This is a genomic window from Streptomyces sp. 12E (assembly GCF_055633275.1).
Genome location: NZ_JBVNCJ010000001.1, coordinates 6,187,053 through 6,205,366 on the forward strand (window position 1 = coordinate 6,187,053; position 18,314 = coordinate 6,205,366).

An 18,314-nucleotide genomic window follows, 5' to 3' on the forward strand; every position below is an offset into this window, starting at 1 on the left:
GGATCGTGAAGCTCACGAAGAAGTCGCACGCCTGCGTCCGCCTGGAGAAGGACGGCCGCGTCCTCGTCCTCGACCCCGGGATGTTCAGCGAGGAGGACGCGACCCTGGGCGCGGACGCCGTCCTGGTCACGCACGAGCACCCCGACCACTTCGACGAGGGCCGGCTGCGGGCCGTCCTGGAGGCGAATCCGGCCGCCGCGGTCTGGACCCTGAAGTCGGTCGCGGAGCAGCTCTCGGCGGCCTTCCCGGGCCGTGTGCACACCGTCGGCCACGGCGACGCCTTCACCGCCGCGGGCTTCGACGTCCAGGTCCACGGCGAGCTCCACGCGGTGATCCACCCTGACATCCCGCGCGTCACCAACGTCGGCTACCTCGTCGACGGCGGGAAGCTCTTCCACCCCGGCGACGCGCTCACCGTCCCCGACCGGCCGGTGGAGACGCTGATGCTGCCGGTCATGGCCCCCTGGAACAAGATCTCCGAGGTCATCGACTACGTCCGCGAGGTGAGGCCGCGGCGCGCCTACGACATCCACGACGCCCTCCTCACCGACCTCGCCCGCCCGATCTACGACCGCCAGATCGGCGCCCTCGGCGGCACGGAGCACCTGCGGCTCGCACCGGGAGGCTCCGCCGAGCTGTGACCCCGCGGGCGGCGGGCGGGCGTTGTCACAGGCGCCGGGTAGGTTGGGGAGCATGCGCATCGCGACCTGGAACGTGAACTCGATCACCGCCCGCCTGCCGAGGCTCCTGGCCTGGCTGGAGAGCAGCGGCACGGACGTGCTGTGCCTCCAGGAGGCCAAGGTCGCCGAGGAGAGGTTCCCGGTGGAGGAGCTGCGCGAGCTGGGTTACGAGTCGGCGGTGAACGCCACCGGCCGGTGGAACGGCGTGGCGGTGCTCTCCCGCGTCGGTCTCGAGGACGTCGTCAAGGGCTTGCCGGGCGACCCCGGCTACGACGGCTCCGTCGAACCCCGCGCCGTCTCCGCGACCTGCGGCCCGGTCCGCGTCTGGTCGGTGTACGTGCCCAACGGCCGCGAGGTGGACCACCCCCACTACGCGTACAAGCTCCAGTGGTTCGAGGCGCTCAGGGCCGCCGTGGCCGGCGACGCGGCGGGCGGCCGGCCGTTCGCGGTCCTGGGCGACTACAACGTGGCCCCGACCGACGACGACGTCTTCGACCGGGCCGTCTTCGAGGGCTCCACCCACGTCACCGCCGCCGAGCGCGCCGCCCTCGCCTCCCTGCGCGAGGCCGGCCTCTCCGACGTCGTCCCGCGCCCCCTCAAGTACGACCACCCCTTCACGTACTGGGACTACCGCCAGCTCGCCTTCCCCAAGAACCGCGGCATGCGCATCGACCTGGTGTACGGCAACGAGCCCTTCACGAAGGCGGTCACGGACTCCTACGTCGACCGTGAGGAGCGCAAGGGCAAGGGCGCCTCGGACCACGCGCCGGTCGTGGTCGACCTCGACGTGTAGCGAGGCGCCGGCCGGCCCTCCTCCGACCCCGCGCGCCTGTGGTGTGCGACACGGTACGAATGACAGGCTGGCGGTATGGACATCCCTTTCCTGGGCAACCGGCGCCGGAAGACGGGGGTTCCCGATCCCGAGGGCATCGCGGAACTCCTCGCCGAGTGCGAACTCCTCCGCTCCCAGGCCGACCGGGCGGGGGTCCGACTCGACGACTCCCCGGCCTCGTTGGAGGCGCTGGACCAGCTGGTGCCGCGCTGGCGGGACGACGAGGAGGCCTCGGCCTGGCTGGGCAACGACGCCGGGCTGTACCTCGGCACCGTCATCGTGCGCACCGTGCCGGGAGCCGCCTGGGAGATCCGGGCCGACGGCCAGCCGGTCGTACGGCTCACCTCCGGCCGGGAGTTCGACGTCGTGGACGCCGGACACGAGTGGGCGGCCGACGGCGTGCCCGAGCTGTCCCAGCTGTACGCGGAGGTCGCGGAGGCGTGAGGCCCCCGTCCGCGGCCCGGTGTGCGTACGGCTGAGGACGAGCAGGGGGGCGGGCGCTCCCGCCGATCCGCCGAGCGAGCCGCGTGACGTCGGCGAGCGCTCCGGGATCTCCGTGTCCCGCGGGGCATCGGGCTCGTCGCGGCGAGGGGAGGCGGCCGCCGTCATCGGCCCGCCGGGGCAGGGGAGTCCGGCGCGGCAGGGGGCGATCGGCCGGCCGGGGCCCGTCGGGTCCGGCGCGGTCCCGAGGACCACGGCCGGATCGTGGGGGACCGCGCGCCCGGCGGGATCCCCGGCGGTCCCAGCGGCGACCGCGCCGACGGCCCCCTCCCCGTCGCCCTCGGACATCGACCGCGGTGACGCCCCTGGACCCGCCCGTCCGGACCTCGACTACGATGGTTCCTTCATCCCGGTGGGGGAGGGGTCTTCGCGGCAGGAGCGGGGGCACCGTCATCGGGAGGGGCCCACCGCCCCGCGTCCACGGGGCGGCGGATCACATCGGCCAGTCCCGTCCGGCGGCAGCCGGAGATCACTGCTCGCGCGGCGGACGCGACCTCGACGGGTCGTCCGCCGACGGGGAGAAGGTCAGCTGCGCGCCGGACGGGTGGTGCTGAGCGGGGTCAGTTCGCCCGGTGACCGGTGCGCGGCGCGGCAGCCGGCAGCGCGGTCTGCGCGGCCCTCGTCACATCCGCGACCAGTTCGACCACGTCGGGGCCGTACGCCTGTGAGTTGATCACCTTCAGCAGCAGGACGAACGAGTGCGAGCCGTACTTGCGGGCCAGCCGCTCGTGGTTGCGGGCGAGGTAGCGGGTCGCGGCCTGGTTGGTGATCGCGCGCTGGCCGCAGAACAGGAACACCGGCCGCGTCTCGCGCCGTTCGCCGACGGTCAGCCGCGCCAGCAGCACGTACTCGGTGACGCCCGGGTCCATGCGGTAGCGCTCGGAGCCTATCTGGAAGGCGCCCCGGTCCGGGCCCGGCTCCGGATCGACGTTGACCCGCACCCCCGGCAGCATGGCCGCCATGTGGGCCACCATCCGTCTGTTGGATCCCGGCCCGCCCACGCAGAACTCGGTCCGCTCGCCGAAGCCCTGGTGGACGGCGTCCTGGGTGACCATCTGGACGTGCGCCCCGCAGTCCTTGATCAGCGCGGAGAGCTCCAGCAGCGCGAACACGTCGAAGCGGTGCACCGCCGGTTCCGCCGCCGCCGGATCGCGGTTGACGACGAGCAGGGACTCGGCGTTCTCCGGCAGGCCGAAGAACGCCTGCTTGCGCCGGAGCCTGCGCTTCCACAGACAGGTACGGGCGATCCAGCCCAGCGCGGCGCTGAGGCCGGCGGCCACCACGCCCAGAACGATGTTGCGCACGTCGTCAGTCATGGGCGCGCATGCTAGCGGGACCGCGCAAACCCGTGTTCGAGAAGCGGGCCACGAGGGCCGCCGAACGGCGGGGCGGCACGCCCCCGGCCTTCCTGACGGGAGCCCGGTGACGAACTAGGCTGCGCGGACAGCCGTTCACCGGAGGTACGGATGCGTCGTCCTGTCGCACGGAGTCTCGCAGTCCTGGCGGCCGGTGCCGCCGTCCTGTCGGTGGGGGCGGCCCCACCGCCCACCCAGCACCAGGCGCCCTCCCGGCACATGCCCAAGGTCCCGGTGGCCGTCGGCCACGGCGGCGCGGTCTCCAGCGTCGACGCCGACGCCTCCGCCGCCGGGATCGAGATTCTGAGGAAGGGCGGCAACGCCGTCGACGCGGCCGTCGCCACGGCCGCCGCGCTCGGCGTCACCGAGCCCTACTCGGCCGGCGTCGGCGGGGGCGGCTACTTCGTCTACTACGACGCCCGCTCGCGCACCGTGCACACCCTCGACGGCCGCGAGACGGCCCCGCTGACCGCCGACTCCGGACTGTTCCTGGAGAACGGCGAGCCGGTCCCGTTCGCCGAAGCGGTCAGCAGCGGACTCGGGGTCGGCACCCCCGGCACACCCGCCACCTGGCAGCGGGCGCTCGACAAGTGGGGCGAGCGCGGCCTTGGCACCGTCCTCAAGCCCGCCGAACGCCTCGCCCGCGAAGGCTTCACCGTCGACGAGACCTTCCGCGCACAGACCGCCGCCAACGAGACCCGCTTCCGCCACTTCCCCGACACGGCCGAGCTGTTCCTCCCGGGCGGCGGACTCCCGGTCGTCGGCTCCACCTTCAAGAACCCCGATCTGGCCCGCACCTACAAGGAGTTGCGCCGCGAGGGCGTCGACGCCCTGTACCGGGGCGACATCGGCCGGGACATCGTGAGGACGGTCGGCAAGCCGCCGGTGGACCCGGATTCCGGCTGGAACGCCCGGCCCGGCGAGCTGTCCGAACGCGACCTCGCCGCCTACCGCGTCAAGTCCCAGGCGCCCACGAAGACCTCCTACCGCGGCCTGGACGTCTACTCCGTCGCGCCCTCCTCCTCCGGCGGGACCACGGTCGGCGAGGCGCTCAACATCCTGGAGCGCACCGACCTCTCCGAGGCGAGCGACGCGCAGTACCTGCACCGCTTCATCGAGGCGAGCCGCATCGCGTTCGCCGACCGGGGGCGCTGGGTCGGCGACCCCGCCTTCGAGGACGTGCCCACCGAGGAACTGCTCTCCCAGCGGTTCGCGGACTCCCGCGCCTGCCTGATCAAGGACGACGCCGTCCTCACCAGCCCCCTCGCCCCCGGCGACCCCCGGGACCCCGAGCCCTGCGCGACGGGCGGCGAGGCCGCCCCGACGACGTACGAGGGCGAGAACACCACGCACCTCACCACCGCCGACCGGTGGGGCAACGTCGTCGCCTACACCCTCACCATCGAGCAGACCGGCGGCAGCGGCATCACCGTGCCCGGCCGCGGGTTCCTGCTCAACAACGAGCTGACGGACTTCTCCTTCGCCCCCGCGAACCCGGCCGTCCACGACCCGAACCTGCCCGGCCCCGGCAAGCGGCCCCGCTCGTCCATCTCGCCGACGATCGTGCTCGACCGGTACGACCGGCCCGTGGTGGCGCTCGGCTCGCCCGGCGGCTCCACCATCATCACCACCGTGCTGCAGACCCTCACCGGCTTCCTCGACCGCGGGCTGCCCCTGGCCGACGCCATCGCCGCGCCGCGCGCCAGCCAGCGCAACGCCGCACAGACCGAACTCGAACCCGGCCTGTACGACAGTGAGGTCAGGCAGCGTCTGGAGGCCATCGGGCACTCCTTCAGGGAGAACCCGGAGATCGGCGCGGCCACGGCCGTCCAGCGGCTGCCGGACGGCCGATGGCTCGCGGCGGCCGAGAAGGTCCGCAGGGGCGGCGGCTCGGCGATGGTGGTCCGCCCGGCGCGCTAGACACACGGAGGGGCGTCCCGCCCGGGGCGCCCCTTCCCGCTCACAGCTCGGGTGCCGGTGTCTCCTGCGTGCGGAACGCCAGACGTCCGTCCTCCGTGTCCACCGTCACCCGGCCGCCCTCCCGGACCCGGCCGTCCAGCAGCAGCCGCGACAGCTGGTTGTCGACCTCCCGCTGGATGGTGCGGCGCAGCGGCCGGGCGCCGTACTCGGGCTGGTAGCCGCGCTCGGCCAGCCAGTCCACGGCCGCGTCGGTGAAGTCGACCGAGATGTTCTGCCCCTTGAGCCCGCGCCGGGTGCTCTCCAGCAGCAGGTCGGTGATCCGCCGCAGCTCCTCGGGGGTCAGCCGGCGGAACACCACGATCTCGTCGATCCGGTTGAGGAACTCGGGCCGGAAGTGCTCCCGCAGCGGCCGCAGGATCTGCTCGCGCCGCGCCTCCTGGTCCGCGTCCGCGTCGCCGGACGCGAACCCCAGGGTCGCGCCGCGCCGGGTGATCGCCTCGGAACCGAGATTGCTGGTCATCACGATCACGGTGTTGGCGAAGTCCACCGTCCGGCCCTGCGAGTCGGTCAGCCGGCCGTCGTCGAGGACCTGGAGCAGGATGTTGAAGACGTCCGGATGCGCCTTCTCCACCTCGTCGAGCAGCAGCAGCGAGTACGGGTGCCGGCGCACCACCTCGGTGAGCTGCCCGGCCTCCTCGTGCCCCACGTAGCCGGGCGGGGCGCCCACCAGCCTGCTGACCGTGTGCCGCTCCTGGTACTCGCTCATGTCGAGCCGCACCATCCGGTCCTCGCTGCCGAACAGCGCCTCGGCGAGCGCCCGCGCCAGCTCCGTCTTGCCGACGCCCGTCGGCCCGAGGAACAGGAAGCTGCCGATCGGCCGGTCGGGGCTGGCGAGCCCCGCGCGGGAGCGCAGCACCGCGTCCGACACGACGCGCACCGCCTCCTCCTGGCCGACGACCCGCTGGTGCAGGTGCCGCTCCAGACCCAGCAGCCGGTCCTTCTCCTCCTCGGTGAGACGGCTGACCGGGATGCCCGTCTGCCGGGCCACCACCTCGGCGATCGCCTCGGCGTCCACCCACAGGCTCTGCCCCTCGTCGACCTCGCCGTCGCCGCCGGTGTCCGCGATCCGCTGCTTCAGCTCCACGATGCGGTCCCGCAGCTGCGTGGCCCGCTCGTACTGCTCGTCGGCGACCGCCTGGTCCTTGTCGCAGGTCAGCTGCTCGACCTCGCGCTCCAGGGCCCGTACGTCCGTGCCCTTGGTCCGGGCCCGCAGCCGCACCCGCGCGCCGGCCTGGTCGATCAGGTCGATGGCTTTGTCCGGCAGCCGGCGGTCGCTCAGATAGCGGTCGGACAGCTCCACGGCCGCCACCAGCGCCTCGTCGGTGTAGCGGACCTGGTGGTGGGCCTCGTACCGGTCCCGCAGGCCGCGCAGGATCTCGATCGCGTCCGCGGGCGTCGGCTCCGGCACCATGATCGGCTGGAAGCGGCGGGCCAGCGCCGCGTCCTTCTCGATCCGGCGGTACTCCTCCAGCGTGGTCGCGCCCACGATGTGCAGCTCGCCGCGGGCGAGGGCCGGCTTGAGGATGTTGCCGGCGTCCATCGAGCCGCCCTCGCCGCCGCCCCCGGCGCCGACGACGGTGTGCAGTTCGTCGATGAAGATGATCAGCCGGTCGGAGTGGGAGCGGATCTCCTCGACGATGTTGTTCATCCGCTCCTCGAAGTCGCCCCGGTAGCGGGTCCCGGCGACGACCGCCGTCAGGTCCAGGGCGACCACGCGCCGTCCGAGGAGCACGTCGGGCACGTCCCCCTCGGCGATCCGCTGGGCCAGCCCCTCTACGACGGCGGTCTTGCCGACGCCCGCGTCGCCGATCAGCACCGGGTTGTTCTTGCCGCGCCGGGAGAGCACCTCGACGGTCTGCTCGATCTCGTCGTCGCGTCCGATCACCGGGTCGACACGGCCCTCGCGGGCGAACTCGGTGAGGTCACGGCCGTACTTGTCGAGGGTCGGCGTGCCGGTCGCGGGGCGGGGGCGCTCGGCGCGGGCGGGCGGGGCCTCCGGCGCCTCCGGCGGGCCGGAGGGGGAGAACCGGGCCGCGTTGAGGATGTGACCGGCGGCCGAGTCGGGGTTGGCGGCGAGGGCGGTGAGCACGTGCTCCGGGCCGATGTAGCCGGCGCCGGACGCCCGGGCCATCTCGTGGGCGTCCAGCAGGGCCCGCTTGACGGCGGGCGTCAGGGACAGGGAGGTCGGCGGCGGGGCCTCGCCCGGACTGTGCTGGACGGGGCCCTGACGGTCGTCGATCTGGGACGCCAGGGAGTCGGGGTTCGCGCCCGCCCGGCTGAGCAGGCTCCGGGTCGGTTCGGCGGAGAGGGCGGCGCGCAGCAGGTGCTGGGTGTCCAGGTCGCGGCTGCCGTGCTCGGCGGCGTACTGGGCGGCGCCGCGCACCAGTTCCCGCGCGGGCTGGCTGAGGAGCCGGCCGATGTCGATCTGGCGGGGGCGCGGCCCGCCGAAGAAGCGGGCGAGGAATTCCGCGAAGGGGTCGCCCTCCGGGCCGACGAAACCACTCGTCATCGTCATCCGTTCCTTCGCTGGGTCGACGTGCCGGGGCCGGGTAACCCGGTCGGGGCTCGCTCATGCCCACGATGACACGATCCGTTCGGGTGGGCATGTCCAGCTTTGTGGTGCGGGGCGCGGCGCGGGCGCGGGCCGGGGGGTGTTTGCGCAGCCCGGCGCTTGCGGGGTGCCGTCGCGCCCACCCGTGCCGCCCTGCGGTGCGATCGTCCGCGGTGGCGGGGTGCCTCCCGGGCCCTTGGGCGCTGGGGAGGCACGAGCGGCCGGGGTCAGTGGCGGGCTGTCAGGATGCGGGGGCCCGCTTCCGTGATCGCCACCGTGTGTTCCACGTGGGCCGCTCGGGTGCCGTCGTTGGTGCGCAGGGTCCAGCCGTCCGGCGCCGTGTGGTACGTGTCGGTGCCGCCCGCGATCAGCATGGGCTCGATCGCGAACACCATGCCGTGCCGCAGCGGCATGCCCCGCCCCGGTCGGCCCTCGTTCGGTACGCCCGGGTCCTCGTGCATGCGGCGTCCGATGCCGTGGCCGCCGAAGTCCTCCATGATGCCGTACCCCCCGGCGCGGCACACCGTGCCGATCGCGTGCGCGATGTCGCCGATGCGGTTGCCGACGACGGCCGCCTCGATGCCCGCCGCGAGCGCCCGCTCGGCGGTCCCGATCAGCGTCACGTCGGCCGGACGCGGGGTGCCCACGACGAAGCTGATCGCCGAGTCCCCGGCCCAGCCGCCCAGCAGGGCGCCGCAGTCGATCGAGACGAGGTCCCCGTCGCGGAGCCGGTAGCCGTCCGGGATGCCGTGCACGATCGCGTCGTTGACGGACGCGCAGATCACGGCCGGGAACGGGGTCGGCGCGAAGGAGGGGCGGTAGCCCAGGAAGGGCGAGGACGCCCCCGCCGCCCGCAGCACGTCCCGTGCCACCTCGTCCAGCTCCAGCAGGGAAACGCCCACGTCGGCGGCGTTCCGTACGGCCGTCAGCGCGCTCGCGACGACCTGGCTCGCCTCGTACATGGCATCGATCGATGTGTCGGTCTTCAGTTCCATCATGCCAATTACTATACCGGTATTAGAATGGGCGTCATGGTGCGCACCCCCTTGACCCCGGAAGAGCGCGAACGCGGCGAGCGGCTCGGCAGGCTGCTGCGCGAGGCGCGCGGCGGCCGCAGCATGGCCGACGTCGCGGCGGACGCCGGCATCTCCGCGGAGACCCTCCGCAAGATCGAGACGGGGCGCGCCCCGACCCCCGCGTTCTTCACGGTGGCCGCGCTGGCCGGCGCGCTCGGCCTGTCGATGGACGACCTGGTGGGGCGCTGCGCCCCGGCGACGCCCGAGGCGCCGGTCGCCGCCTGACTCCGGTGGGCTCACCCACCGGAGTGCTGAAAAGCGACCGGCCCGGCGGGTTCGCGACGATGGTCTTGGCAAGGCCGCCCGAGAGGCTTACGTTCGTCCCTCTGCGACCGTTTCTACGGGTTCTACGGGTTCTACGGGTTCTACGGGCGTAGAGGCTCTGACGTCGCGTCGAAGGAGCAGCTCATGGCCAACGTCGTACGTGCCGCTCTGGTCCAGGCCACCTGGACCGGGGACACCGAGTCCATGCTGGCGAAACACGAGGAGCACGCCCGGGAGGCGGCCCGGCGGGGCGCGAAGGTCATCGGGTTCCAGGAGGTGTTCAACGCCCCCTACTTCTGCCAGGTCCAGGACCCCGAGCACTACCGCTGGGCCGAACCCGTGCCCGACGGGCCGACCGTCCACCGGATGCGGGAGCTGGCCCGCGAGACCGGCATGGTGATCGTCGTGCCGGTGTTCGAGGTCGAGCAGTCGGGCTTCTACTACAACACCGCCGCCGTGATCGACGCCGACGGCACCGTCCTCGGCAAGTACCGCAAGCACCACATCCCGCAGGTCGAGGGTTTCTGGGAGAAGTTCTACTTCCGGCCCGGCAACCTCGGCTGGCCGGTCTTCGACACCGCCGTCGGCAAGGTCGGCGTCTACATCTGCTACGACCGTCACTTCCCGGAGGGCTGGCGGCAACTCGGCATCAACGGCGCCCAGTTGGTCTACAACCCGTCCGCCACGCACCGCGGCCTCTCGTCCCACCTGTGGCGGCTGGAGCAGCCGGCCGCGGCCGTCGCGAACGAGTACTTCGTCGCCGCCATCAACCGCGTGGGCCAGGAGGAGTACGGCGACAACGACTTCTACGGCACCTCGTACTTCGTCGACCCGCGCGGGCAGTTCGTCGGCGACGTCGCCAGCGACAGCAAGGAGGAACTCGTGGTCCGCGACCTGGACTTCGACCTCATCGAGGAGGTGCGCCGGCAGTGGGCCTTCTACCGCGACCGCCGCCCCGACGCCTACGAGGGGCTGGTGCGGCCGTGAGCGACGATCTGCTGGGCCGCCACCGGTCCGTGCTCCCCGACTGGCTCGCCCTCTACTACGAGGAGCCCATCGAGATCACCCACGGCGAGGGACGCCACGTCTGGGACTCCCACGGCAACCGCTACCTGGACTTCTTCGGCGGCATCCTCACCACCATGACCGCCCACGCCCTGCCCGAGGTCACCAAGGCGGTGAGCGAGCAGGCCGGGCGGATCGTCCACTCCTCCACCCTCTACCTCAACCGGCAGATGGTGGAACTCGCCGAGCGGATCGCCCGGTTGAGCGGCATCCCGGACGCCCGGGTGTTCTTCACCACCTCCGGCACCGAGGCCAACGACACCGCCCTGCTGCTCGCCACCGCCCACCGGCGCAGCAACACGGTCCTGGCCATGCGCAACAGCTACCACGGCCGCTCCTTCAGCGCGGTCGGCGTCACCGGCAACCGCGGCTGGTCCCCGACCTCGCTCTCCCCGCTCCAGACGCACTACGTCCACGGCGGCGTGCGCACCCGGGGCCCGTTCGCCGCGCTCGACGACTACGATTACGTCGCGGCCTGCGTCGACGACCTCAAGGACGTCCTCGGCCACATCCGCCCGCCCGCCGCGCTGATCGCCGAGCCGATCCAGGGCGTCGGCGGCTTCACCTCGCCGCCCGACGGACTGTACGCGGCCTTCCGCGAGGTGCTGCACGAGCGGGGCGTGCTGTGGATCTCCGACGAGGTGCAGACCGGCTGGGGCCGCACCGGCGAGCACTTCTGGGGCTGGCAGGCGCACGGCCGCAGCGGACCGCCCGACATGCTGACCTTCGCCAAGGGCATCGGCAACGGCATGTCCATCGGCGGGGTGGTGGCCCGCGCCGAGATCATGAACTGTCTGGACGCCAACAGCATCTCGACGTTCGGCGGCACCCAGATCACCATGGCGGCCGGCCTGGCCAACCTCACCTACCTCCTGGAGCACGACCTCCAGGGCAACGCCCGCCGGGTCGGCGGCATGCTCATCGAGCGGCTGCGGGCCGCCGCCGCCCAGGTCCCCGCCGTACGCGAGGTGCGCGGACGCGGGCTGATGATCGGCATCGAGCTGACGAAGCCCGGCACCGACGAGGCCGACCCGGCGGCCGCGTCCGCCGTCCTGGAGGCGGCCCGCGCGGGCGGTCTGCTCATCGGCAAGGGCGGCGGCCACGACACCAGCGCCCTGCGCATCGCCCCGCCGCTGTCCCTCAACGTCGCGGAGGCCGAGGAGGGGGCCGCGATCCTCGAGCGCGCCCTGAGGAGCACGTCGTAGCACCGGCTCGCAGAGCTCGTAGAGAGGGAGCACCATGAGCAGCCGTACCGTCATCCGTGGTGGCCTGGTCATCACCGCCTCCGACGAGATCCACGCCGACGTCCTGATCGAGGACGGCCGCATCGCCGCCCTCGCCGCCTCCGGCACCCCGGCCGCCGACGCCTTCACCGCCGACCGGACCGTCGACGCCACCGGCAAGTACGTCATCCCGGGCGGGGTCGACGCCCACACCCACATGGAGCTGCCGTTCGGCGGCACCTCCGCCTCCGACACCTTCGAGACCGGCACCCGGGCCGCCGCCTGGGGCGGGACGACCACCGTCGTCGACTTCGCCGTGCAGAGCGTCGGCCAGACCCTGCGTCAGGGCCTGGACGCCTGGCACGCCAAGGCCGAGGGGAACTGCGCCGTCGACTACGGCTTCCACATGATCGTCTCGGACGTCAACGCCGGGACGCTGAAGGAGATGGACCTCCTCGTGGAGGAGGGGATCACCTCGTTCAAGCAGTTCATGGCGTATCCGGGGGTCTTCTACTCCGACGACGGCCAGATCCTGCGCGCCATGCAGCGCTCCGCCGGGAACGGCGGGCTGATCATGATGCACGCCGAGAACGGCATCGCCATCGACGTGCTCGTGGAACAGGCCCTCGCCCGCGGCGAGACCGACCCGCGCTTCCACGGGGAGGTCCGCAAGGCCCTCCTGGAGGCCGAGGCCACCCACCGCGCCATCCGGCTCGCCCAGGTCGCGGGCGCCCCGCTGTACGTCGTGCACGTCTCCGCGACGGAGGCGGTCGCCGAGCTGGCGCGGGCCCGCGACGAAGGGCTGAACGTCTTCGGCGAGACCTGCCCGCAGTACCTGTTCCTGTCCGCCGACAACCTCGCGGAGCCCGGCTTCGAGGGCGCCAAGTACGTGTGCAGCACCCCGCTGAGGCCGAAGGAGCACCAGGCCGCGCTGTGGCGGGGCCTGCGCACCAACGACCTCCAGGTGGTCTCCACCGACCACTGCCCCTTCTGCTTCGCGGGCCAGAAGGAGCTCGGCCGGGGCGACTTCTCCAGGATCCCCAACGGTCTCCCCGGCGTGGAGAACCGCATGGACCTGCTCCACCAGGCCGTCCTCGACGGGCACGTCTCCCGCCGCCGCTGGATCGAGATCGCCTGCGCCACCCCGGCCCGGATGTTCGGCCTGTACCCGAAGAAGGGCACCATCGCGCCCGGCGCCGACGCCGACGTCGTCGTCTACGACCCGCACGCCGAGCAGGTCGTCTCCGCCGACACCCACCACATGAACGTCGACTACTCGGCCTACGAGGGCAAGCGGGTCACCGGCCGCGTCGAGACCGTCCTCTCGCGCGGTGTCCCCGTCATCACCGACCGGGAGTACACCGGGCGCGCCGGACACGGCGTCTACACCCCGCGGTCCACCTGTCAGTACCTCACCTAGGAGAGCCGCGCATGGACTTCGGACTCGTCCTGCAGACCGACCCGCCGGCCTCGAGGGTAGTCAGCCTGATGAAGCGCGCCGAGCGGAGCGGCTTCACCCACGGCTGGACCTTCGACTCCGCCGTGCTGTGGCAGGAGCCCTTCGTGATCTACAGCCAGATCCTGGCCGGCACCACCACGCTGAAGGTCGGCCCGATGGTCACCAACCCGGGCACCCGCACCTGGGAGGTCACCGCCTCCACCTTCGCCACCCTCAACGACATGTTCGGCAACCGCACCGTCTGCGGCATCGGCCGCGGCGACTCCGCGATGCGCGTCGCCGGACGCAGGCCGGGAACCCTGGCCCGCCTCGGTGAGGCGATCGACGCGATCCGCGACCTCGCCGAAGGACGCGAGGCCGAGGTCGACGGGCAGCCGCTGCGGATCCCGTGGGTGAGCGACGGGAAGCTGCCCGTCTGGATGGCCGCGTACGGGCCCAGGGCGCTCGCCCTCGCCGGGCGGAAGGCCGACGGCTTCATCCTCCAGCTCGCCGACCCGTACCTGACCGAGTGGATGGTGAAGGCCGTACGCGCCGCGGCCGTGGAGGCGGGACGCGACCCGGCGTCCGTCACCGTCTGCGTCGCCGCCCCGGCGTACGTCGGCGACGACCTGGCGCACGCCCGCGAGCAGTGCCGCTGGTTCGGCGGCATGGTCGGCAACCACGTCGCCGACCTGGTCGCCCGCTACGGCGAGCACTCCGGCCTGGTCCCCGAGGCGCTGACCTCGTACGTCAAGGGACGGCACGGCTACGACTACAGCCACCACGGGCGGGCCGGCAACCCGTCCACGGACTTCGTCCCCGACGAGGTCGTCGACCGGTTCTGCCTGCTCGGTCCGGTCGAGGCGCACATCGAGAAGCTGCGGGCGCTGCGCGAACTGGGCGTGGACCAGTTCGCCGTGTACGACATGCACGACGCGCAGGAGACGACGATCGACGCGTACGGAGCGGAGATCATCCCGGCGCTCGGCCGCTGACCGGCATCCCCTTTCCGAAGGGGCGCGCCCATGACCGCGACCGTCCCGCCCACGCCCTCCGGCCGGCCCGTGCCCGGCCCGTACACATCCGGCGGACGCTCCTGGCACACCTCCGGCCGAACCCGCGGGCCGTCGCCGTCCTCCTGGCCGGGCGGGCGGCGCGCGTGGGCGTACGGCTCCTACCGTGCCGTGCCGAAGTCCTGGGTCCAGTAGGAGCCGGGCTGGGCGAGACCGACGCCGATCTCCTTGAACGCGCAGTTCAGGATGTTCTCCTTGTGGCCGGGACTGTTCATCCAGCCGGTCATCACCTGCTCGGGGGTGGAGTAGCCGTGGGCGACGTTCTCGCCGTAGGTGCTCCAGCCGTAGCCGGCGCGGGTGATGCGGTCACCGGGCGAGGAGCCGTCCGACCCGGTGTGCGACATGGTGCCGCTCGCGGCCATGTCCTCGCTGTGGTCCTGTGCGGCCTTGGCCAGGGTGGAGTTCGTCTTCACCGGAGAGCAACCGGCCTTGCTCCGTTCGGCGTTGACGAGTTCCACGACCTTGGCGACGGCACCGGAGACACCGGCGCCGCCCGTCGCGGCCGGGCTCGGAGCCGTCGTGGTGGGCTTCGGAGCCGGGGTCGTGGGCTTCGGGGCCGCGGTAGTGGTCGTGGGCTTCGGGGCCGCGGTCGTGGGCTTGGAAGAGGGCTTGGAGGTGGCTGCCTCGGGGGTCTTCGTCTTCGGCTCGTGCGACGGCTTCGCACCGCTGTCCTTCGGCGTGCCGGACTTCGAGGCGCTCGCGGTGGCGGTCGGCGTGTCCGACGGGAGGGCCGTGGACTCGCCGTGCTGCCGGCCGTCCCACCGGCTGTACCAGTCGGGGCCGCCCCACCTGTCCCCGGCGCCGGCCGCCGTGTCCCGGCTCTGCCGCTGCCCCTCGTCGGACCAGTCCGTACAGGCCATGGCGACCGAGGGTATGCCTATGACCCCCATGGCGAGCGCCGCGACGACCGTCCGCCGGTACTGCTTCTGATGACGATGCTTTCCCATGCGTGACCTCACCTCTGCTGTCCGGAGGCTGGTCATTCTCGGGACGCCCCGGCACCGGGCGCAAAGGGCCTTCTTACTACCGCGCTTCGTAGGCCCACGAGGGGCTTGCGGCGGACGGGAGGGCGTGCCGACCCACCCGCGGCGGGCCCTTCGGGACGCCTGCCGCCCTGTCAGAAAGCGTCATGCGGCGAAGAAGCGGCGGTCGCCGGCTTCCCGCCCGGACGCCCTTCGTCCCGCCCCCTTCCGCATTAACGGCAAGACGGACAAGTCCCTCATGTCGGCAGGGCGGTTCCTACTAAGCGGCCCGCGCAGATCGTCGACAGCTGTGACAGATGTCACGGAACCGTCAATTCCGGTTCTTCTCCAGCGCCGCCACCGCCTCTTTCGCGGCCTTGATGGCGCCCTTGTTGATCTCGTCCGTGCCCGGCGCCTTCTTCGACTCGAAGTCGCTGCCGTTGTACGTCACGACCACCAGGGCGTTGGCGGCGCGGACCACCACCACGCCCTCGCGTGTCTGCTGCTTGTCCTCGGTGGTGAGGTTCACGACGGAGTACGCCTCGCCCCCGAGGCCCGGGACCGCGCCCCCGCCGCTCCTGTCCTCCACCCGCCCCTGGTACGACCGCTGTGCCGCCTCGTCCGACTCCAGCACCTCGAAGGAGACGTCGAGCCAGCGGTACTCGTAGCCCTTGAGCGCGTTCCAGGAACAGGTGCGGCGCAGATCCGGGTCCGTGGACGGTATCTCCTTGCCGGCCGTCTTGGCGCCCGGCACGAGGGACTTGACGGTCTTCTCGGCGATGCTGTCGCACGGCGCCGGCGCGGCGGCGTACGTCTTCACCGCCTGCGTCTGCGAAGGGGCGGAGGGGGACCGGGTCTCCGTCTTCCCGGTCGGTCGGTCGGCCGCCTCCTGCGGCGCGTCCGTCGGGCCGGAGGACAGTGCCCAGCCGGCCGCGGCGAGGACGATGACCGGGGACAGGCGCGCGGTCAGGGCGACCGGCAGAGGAAAGGAACGCACGGCGCACTCTTCGTGGGGACGGTGCGGAGGGGGTCCGCACAGCGGACGGAGTCCGCACAGCGGACGGGACGCCAGTGTCACACGCATCGCCGTGGTGCGGAAAGGGCCAACTCGCTCCGTAGGGGAGCGGTGACAGGGGCGTACCGCCCGGGGTGCCGTCTTGCCTCAATTCTCCCCGCGAAGAGGGGATTTGCGTCTGTCAGGGCACGCGGGCGGTCCAGTCCGGCGTGGTGAACTTCGTCCGCGCCAGTTCCTCCGCGAGGGCCAGTTCCTCGTCCGTCGCCTTGCCGTCCGCCGCCCCGTACCGGGCGCGGAACGAGTCGATCATCCGCTCGATGACGGCCCCGCGCGGCAGACCGGTCTGCCGGCGCAGCGGGTCCACCCGCTTCTTCGCGCTCTTCGTGCCCTTGTCGGACAGCTTCTCGCGTCCGATGCGCAGCACGTCGAGCATCTTGTCGGCGTCGATGTCGTAGGACATGGTCACGTGGTGCAGCACCGCGCCGGGGCCGCCGTCCGGGCCCACGATCCGCTTCTGGGCGGCGCCCGCGATCTTCCCCTGGTCGGTGGCGATGTCGTTCAGCGGCTGGTACCAGGCCCTGATCCCCATCTCGCCGAGCGCGCCCAGCACCCAGTCGTCGAGGTAGGCGTAGCTGTCCTGGAACGACAGCCCCTGCACCAGCGCCTCCGGCACCGACAGCGAGTACGTGATGGTGTTGCCGGGTTCCACGAACATCGCGCCGCCGCCGGAGATCCGGCGCACCACCTCGATGCCGTGCCGCCGGGCGCCCTCCGCGTCGACCTCGTTGCGCAGGGACTGGAAGCTTCCGATGATCACCGCCGGGGCGCCCCACTCCCACACCCGCAGCGTCGGTGGACGCCGGCCCGCGGCGACCTCGGCGGTCAGCACCTCGTCCAGCGCCATGTGCAGGGCGGGGGACTGCGGGCCCTCGTGGATCACCTGCCAGTCGTAGTCGGTCCAGTCGGTGGCGTGCGCGAGCGCGCGGCGCACCGCGATGCCGACGCCCTCGGGGGTGAGTCCGTACATCACGGTCCCCTCGGGGAGGGCCGCGTCGATCCGCGCGGCCAGACCGGCGGCGTCGGTGTCGGCGGGGGCGCCGTCCAGGGCGCGGTTCACGGCGTCCAGCGCCTCGTCGGGTTCCAGGAAGAAGTCGCCCGCCACCCGCACGTGCCGTAGCACGCCGTCCTCCACGTCCACGTCCACGACGACCAGCTTGCCGCCGGGAACCTTGTACTCACCGTGCACGGCTCCGCCTTTCGTTCCGCCGCCGGAACCAACACCGGCGGGGGCGGGGATGTTCCCCGCCCCCGCCGGATCCGCCCCGCCCCGCGGCCGGTCAGACGGCGGCGGCCACCACGGCGGCCCCGTCCCCCGGCTGCGGGTGCACACAGTACCGGCGGTGTCCGTCGGCGCCGTCGGATGCGTCCCTGACCGGCGGCCGGAGCGGCACGGGCGCCGGTTAGCCTGAGCGCATGCGTGTCATCAGGGACCTGCCGGCACTCGCCGCCGGCGAGGGGGACGTGCCCTTCGTGATCCAGGGGTACGAGGAGGTCGTCGCCGCCGACACGACGTGGAACGAACACTCGCACCCCTGGCACGAACTCCTCTGGAACGTGTACGGCACCTCCACCGCCGTGGTCGGCTCCCGGGTGTGGTGCATCACGCCGACGCTGGGGCTGTGGATGCCGGCGGGGCAGCTGCACTCCGCCTCCGCGGTCGCCGGAACCTCCTACCGCGCCCACTTCTTCCGGTACGGCACGCAGTCGGCGCTGCCTGACGCGCCGGTGGCCGTGGAGATCACCCCGCTGCTCCGGCTGCTCCTGGAGCGGCTCGAGGAGCCCGGCCTGCCGCCGCGCTCCAGGGCCGTGGCCGAGGCGATGGTGCTCGACGTGCTGCGTCCGTCCTCTCGGGCGCTGCTGGTGCAACTGCCCACCTCCGCGCTGCTGCGGCCCATCGTGGACGCCGTACGGGCCGATCCCGCCGACCAGCGCACGCTCACCGGCTGGGCGGCCGCCCTCGGGTGCAGCGTCCGCACGATCACCCGCGCGTTCCGGAGCGAGACGGGCACGAGCTTCGCCCGCTGGGTCGCCTCGGTGCGGGCCCAGCACGCCGTGCACCTGCTGTCCCTCGGCTTCGAGGTCGACGTGGTGGCCGACGCGGTCGGCTACCGCTCGGCGAGCGCCTTCGGAGCCGCCTTCCGGCGGACGACCGGTATGACTCCCGGCAGGTTCCGGGCGCGCTGAAGGGCCCGTCGCACCGGAGGGCCCGCACCGTCACGTGTCCCGATCGCTACAAGGG

16 protein-coding genes are annotated in these 18,314 nt (G+C 72.6%); 10 read left to right on the forward strand and 6 right to left on the reverse strand.

What is annotated here, in order from left to right; all coding sequences use genetic code 11:
- Positions 1-5: 5 nt before the first annotated feature.
- The 3 genes from ACZ8ZB_RS28420 (at position 6) to ACZ8ZB_RS28430 (ending at position 1,956) form a co-directional block, all read left to right on the forward strand.
- Entirely contained in the window at positions 6-641 is a 636-nt protein-coding gene (locus tag ACZ8ZB_RS28420) for an MBL fold metallo-hydrolase (protein ID WP_470740467.1), read from the forward strand.
- Positions 642-693: 52 nt separating this feature from the next.
- On the forward strand, positions 694-1,473 hold the full coding sequence (locus ACZ8ZB_RS28425; RefSeq protein ID WP_470740468.1) for an exodeoxyribonuclease III: 780 nt from the start codon (positions 694-696) through the stop codon (positions 1,471-1,473).
- 75 nt (positions 1,474-1,548) lie between these two features.
- The gene (locus ACZ8ZB_RS28430; RefSeq protein WP_470740469.1) at positions 1,549-1,956 is read left to right on the forward strand and encodes a DUF6278 family protein; all 408 of its coding nucleotides are present in this window, start codon (positions 1,549-1,551) and stop codon (positions 1,954-1,956) included.
- Positions 1,957-2,573: 617 nt separating this feature from the next.
- On the opposite strand, the gene ACZ8ZB_RS28435 is transcribed toward ACZ8ZB_RS28430, so the two are convergent.
- Positions 2,574-3,329, reverse strand: a complete 756-nt coding sequence (locus ACZ8ZB_RS28435; protein ID WP_470740470.1) for a hypothetical protein — start codon at positions 3,327-3,329, stop codon at positions 2,574-2,576.
- Positions 3,330-3,479: 150 nt separating this feature from the next.
- Between ACZ8ZB_RS28435 and ggt the strand changes: the two genes are divergently transcribed.
- The gene (gene ggt / locus ACZ8ZB_RS28440) at positions 3,480-5,288 is read left to right on the forward strand and encodes a gamma-glutamyltransferase (RefSeq protein ID WP_470740471.1); all 1,809 of its coding nucleotides are present in this window, start codon (positions 3,480-3,482) and stop codon (positions 5,286-5,288) included.
- Positions 5,289-5,328: 40 nt separating this feature from the next.
- Here ggt and ACZ8ZB_RS28445 read toward each other — a convergent pair whose 3' ends face one another.
- Positions 5,329-7,857 carry an ATP-dependent Clp protease ATP-binding subunit gene (locus ACZ8ZB_RS28445; protein ID WP_470740472.1) on the reverse strand — a complete coding sequence of 843 codons (2,529 nt, stop codon included), beginning with the start codon at positions 7,855-7,857 and terminating at the stop codon, positions 5,329-5,331.
- A gap of 269 nt (positions 7,858-8,126) precedes the next feature.
- The gene (map, locus tag ACZ8ZB_RS28450; protein WP_470740473.1) at positions 8,127-8,897 is read right to left on the reverse strand and encodes a type I methionyl aminopeptidase; all 771 of its coding nucleotides are present in this window, start codon (positions 8,895-8,897) and stop codon (positions 8,127-8,129) included.
- A 33-nt stretch (positions 8,898-8,930) separates the two neighbouring features.
- Between map and ACZ8ZB_RS28455 the strand changes: the two genes are divergently transcribed.
- The 5 genes from ACZ8ZB_RS28455 (at position 8,931) to ACZ8ZB_RS28475 (ending at position 13,960) form a co-directional block, all read left to right on the forward strand.
- Positions 8,931-9,200 carry a helix-turn-helix domain-containing protein gene (locus ACZ8ZB_RS28455; RefSeq protein ID WP_470740474.1) on the forward strand — a complete coding sequence of 90 codons (270 nt, stop codon included), beginning with the start codon at positions 8,931-8,933 and terminating at the stop codon, positions 9,198-9,200.
- A 183-nt stretch (positions 9,201-9,383) separates the two neighbouring features.
- Complete coding sequence (locus tag ACZ8ZB_RS28460) at positions 9,384-10,226, forward strand: nitrilase-related carbon-nitrogen hydrolase (protein WP_470740475.1); 843 nt, start codon at positions 9,384-9,386, stop codon at positions 10,224-10,226.
- The gene (locus ACZ8ZB_RS28465; protein WP_470740476.1) at positions 10,223-11,509 is read left to right on the forward strand and encodes an aspartate aminotransferase family protein; all 1,287 of its coding nucleotides are present in this window, start codon (positions 10,223-10,225) and stop codon (positions 11,507-11,509) included. Before ACZ8ZB_RS28460 ends, ACZ8ZB_RS28465 begins: the two co-directional genes overlap by 4 nt.
- A 34-nt stretch (positions 11,510-11,543) precedes the next feature.
- Positions 11,544-12,947, forward strand: a complete 1,404-nt coding sequence (gene hydA / locus ACZ8ZB_RS28470) for a dihydropyrimidinase (protein ID WP_470740477.1) — start codon at positions 11,544-11,546, stop codon at positions 12,945-12,947.
- A gap of 11 nt (positions 12,948-12,958) precedes the next feature.
- Positions 12,959-13,960 carry a TIGR03842 family LLM class F420-dependent oxidoreductase gene (locus ACZ8ZB_RS28475; RefSeq protein ID WP_470740478.1) on the forward strand — a complete coding sequence of 334 codons (1,002 nt, stop codon included), beginning with the start codon at positions 12,959-12,961 and terminating at the stop codon, positions 13,958-13,960.
- A 179-nt stretch (positions 13,961-14,139) separates the two neighbouring features.
- Here ACZ8ZB_RS28475 and ACZ8ZB_RS28480 read toward each other — a convergent pair whose 3' ends face one another.
- The 3 genes from ACZ8ZB_RS28480 to ACZ8ZB_RS28490 form a co-directional block, all read right to left on the reverse strand.
- Positions 14,140-14,985 (reverse strand): CAP domain-containing protein, encoded by an 846-nt coding sequence (locus tag ACZ8ZB_RS28480; RefSeq protein WP_470740479.1) that lies wholly within the window; start codon positions 14,983-14,985, stop codon positions 14,140-14,142.
- A gap of 346 nt (positions 14,986-15,331) precedes the next feature.
- Complete coding sequence (locus tag ACZ8ZB_RS28485) at positions 15,332-15,997, reverse strand: hypothetical protein (RefSeq protein WP_470740480.1); 666 nt, start codon at positions 15,995-15,997, stop codon at positions 15,332-15,334.
- A 199-nt stretch (positions 15,998-16,196) separates the two neighbouring features.
- The gene (locus ACZ8ZB_RS28490; protein ID WP_470740481.1) at positions 16,197-17,261 is read right to left on the reverse strand and encodes a lipoate--protein ligase family protein; all 1,065 of its coding nucleotides are present in this window, start codon (positions 17,259-17,261) and stop codon (positions 16,197-16,199) included.
- 227 nt (positions 17,262-17,488) lie between these two features.
- On the opposite strand from ACZ8ZB_RS28490, the gene ACZ8ZB_RS28495 reads away from it, so the two are divergent.
- Positions 17,489-18,259 (forward strand): helix-turn-helix transcriptional regulator, encoded by a 771-nt coding sequence (locus tag ACZ8ZB_RS28495; protein WP_470740482.1) that lies wholly within the window; start codon positions 17,489-17,491, stop codon positions 18,257-18,259.
- Positions 18,260-18,314: the final 55 nt, after the last annotated feature.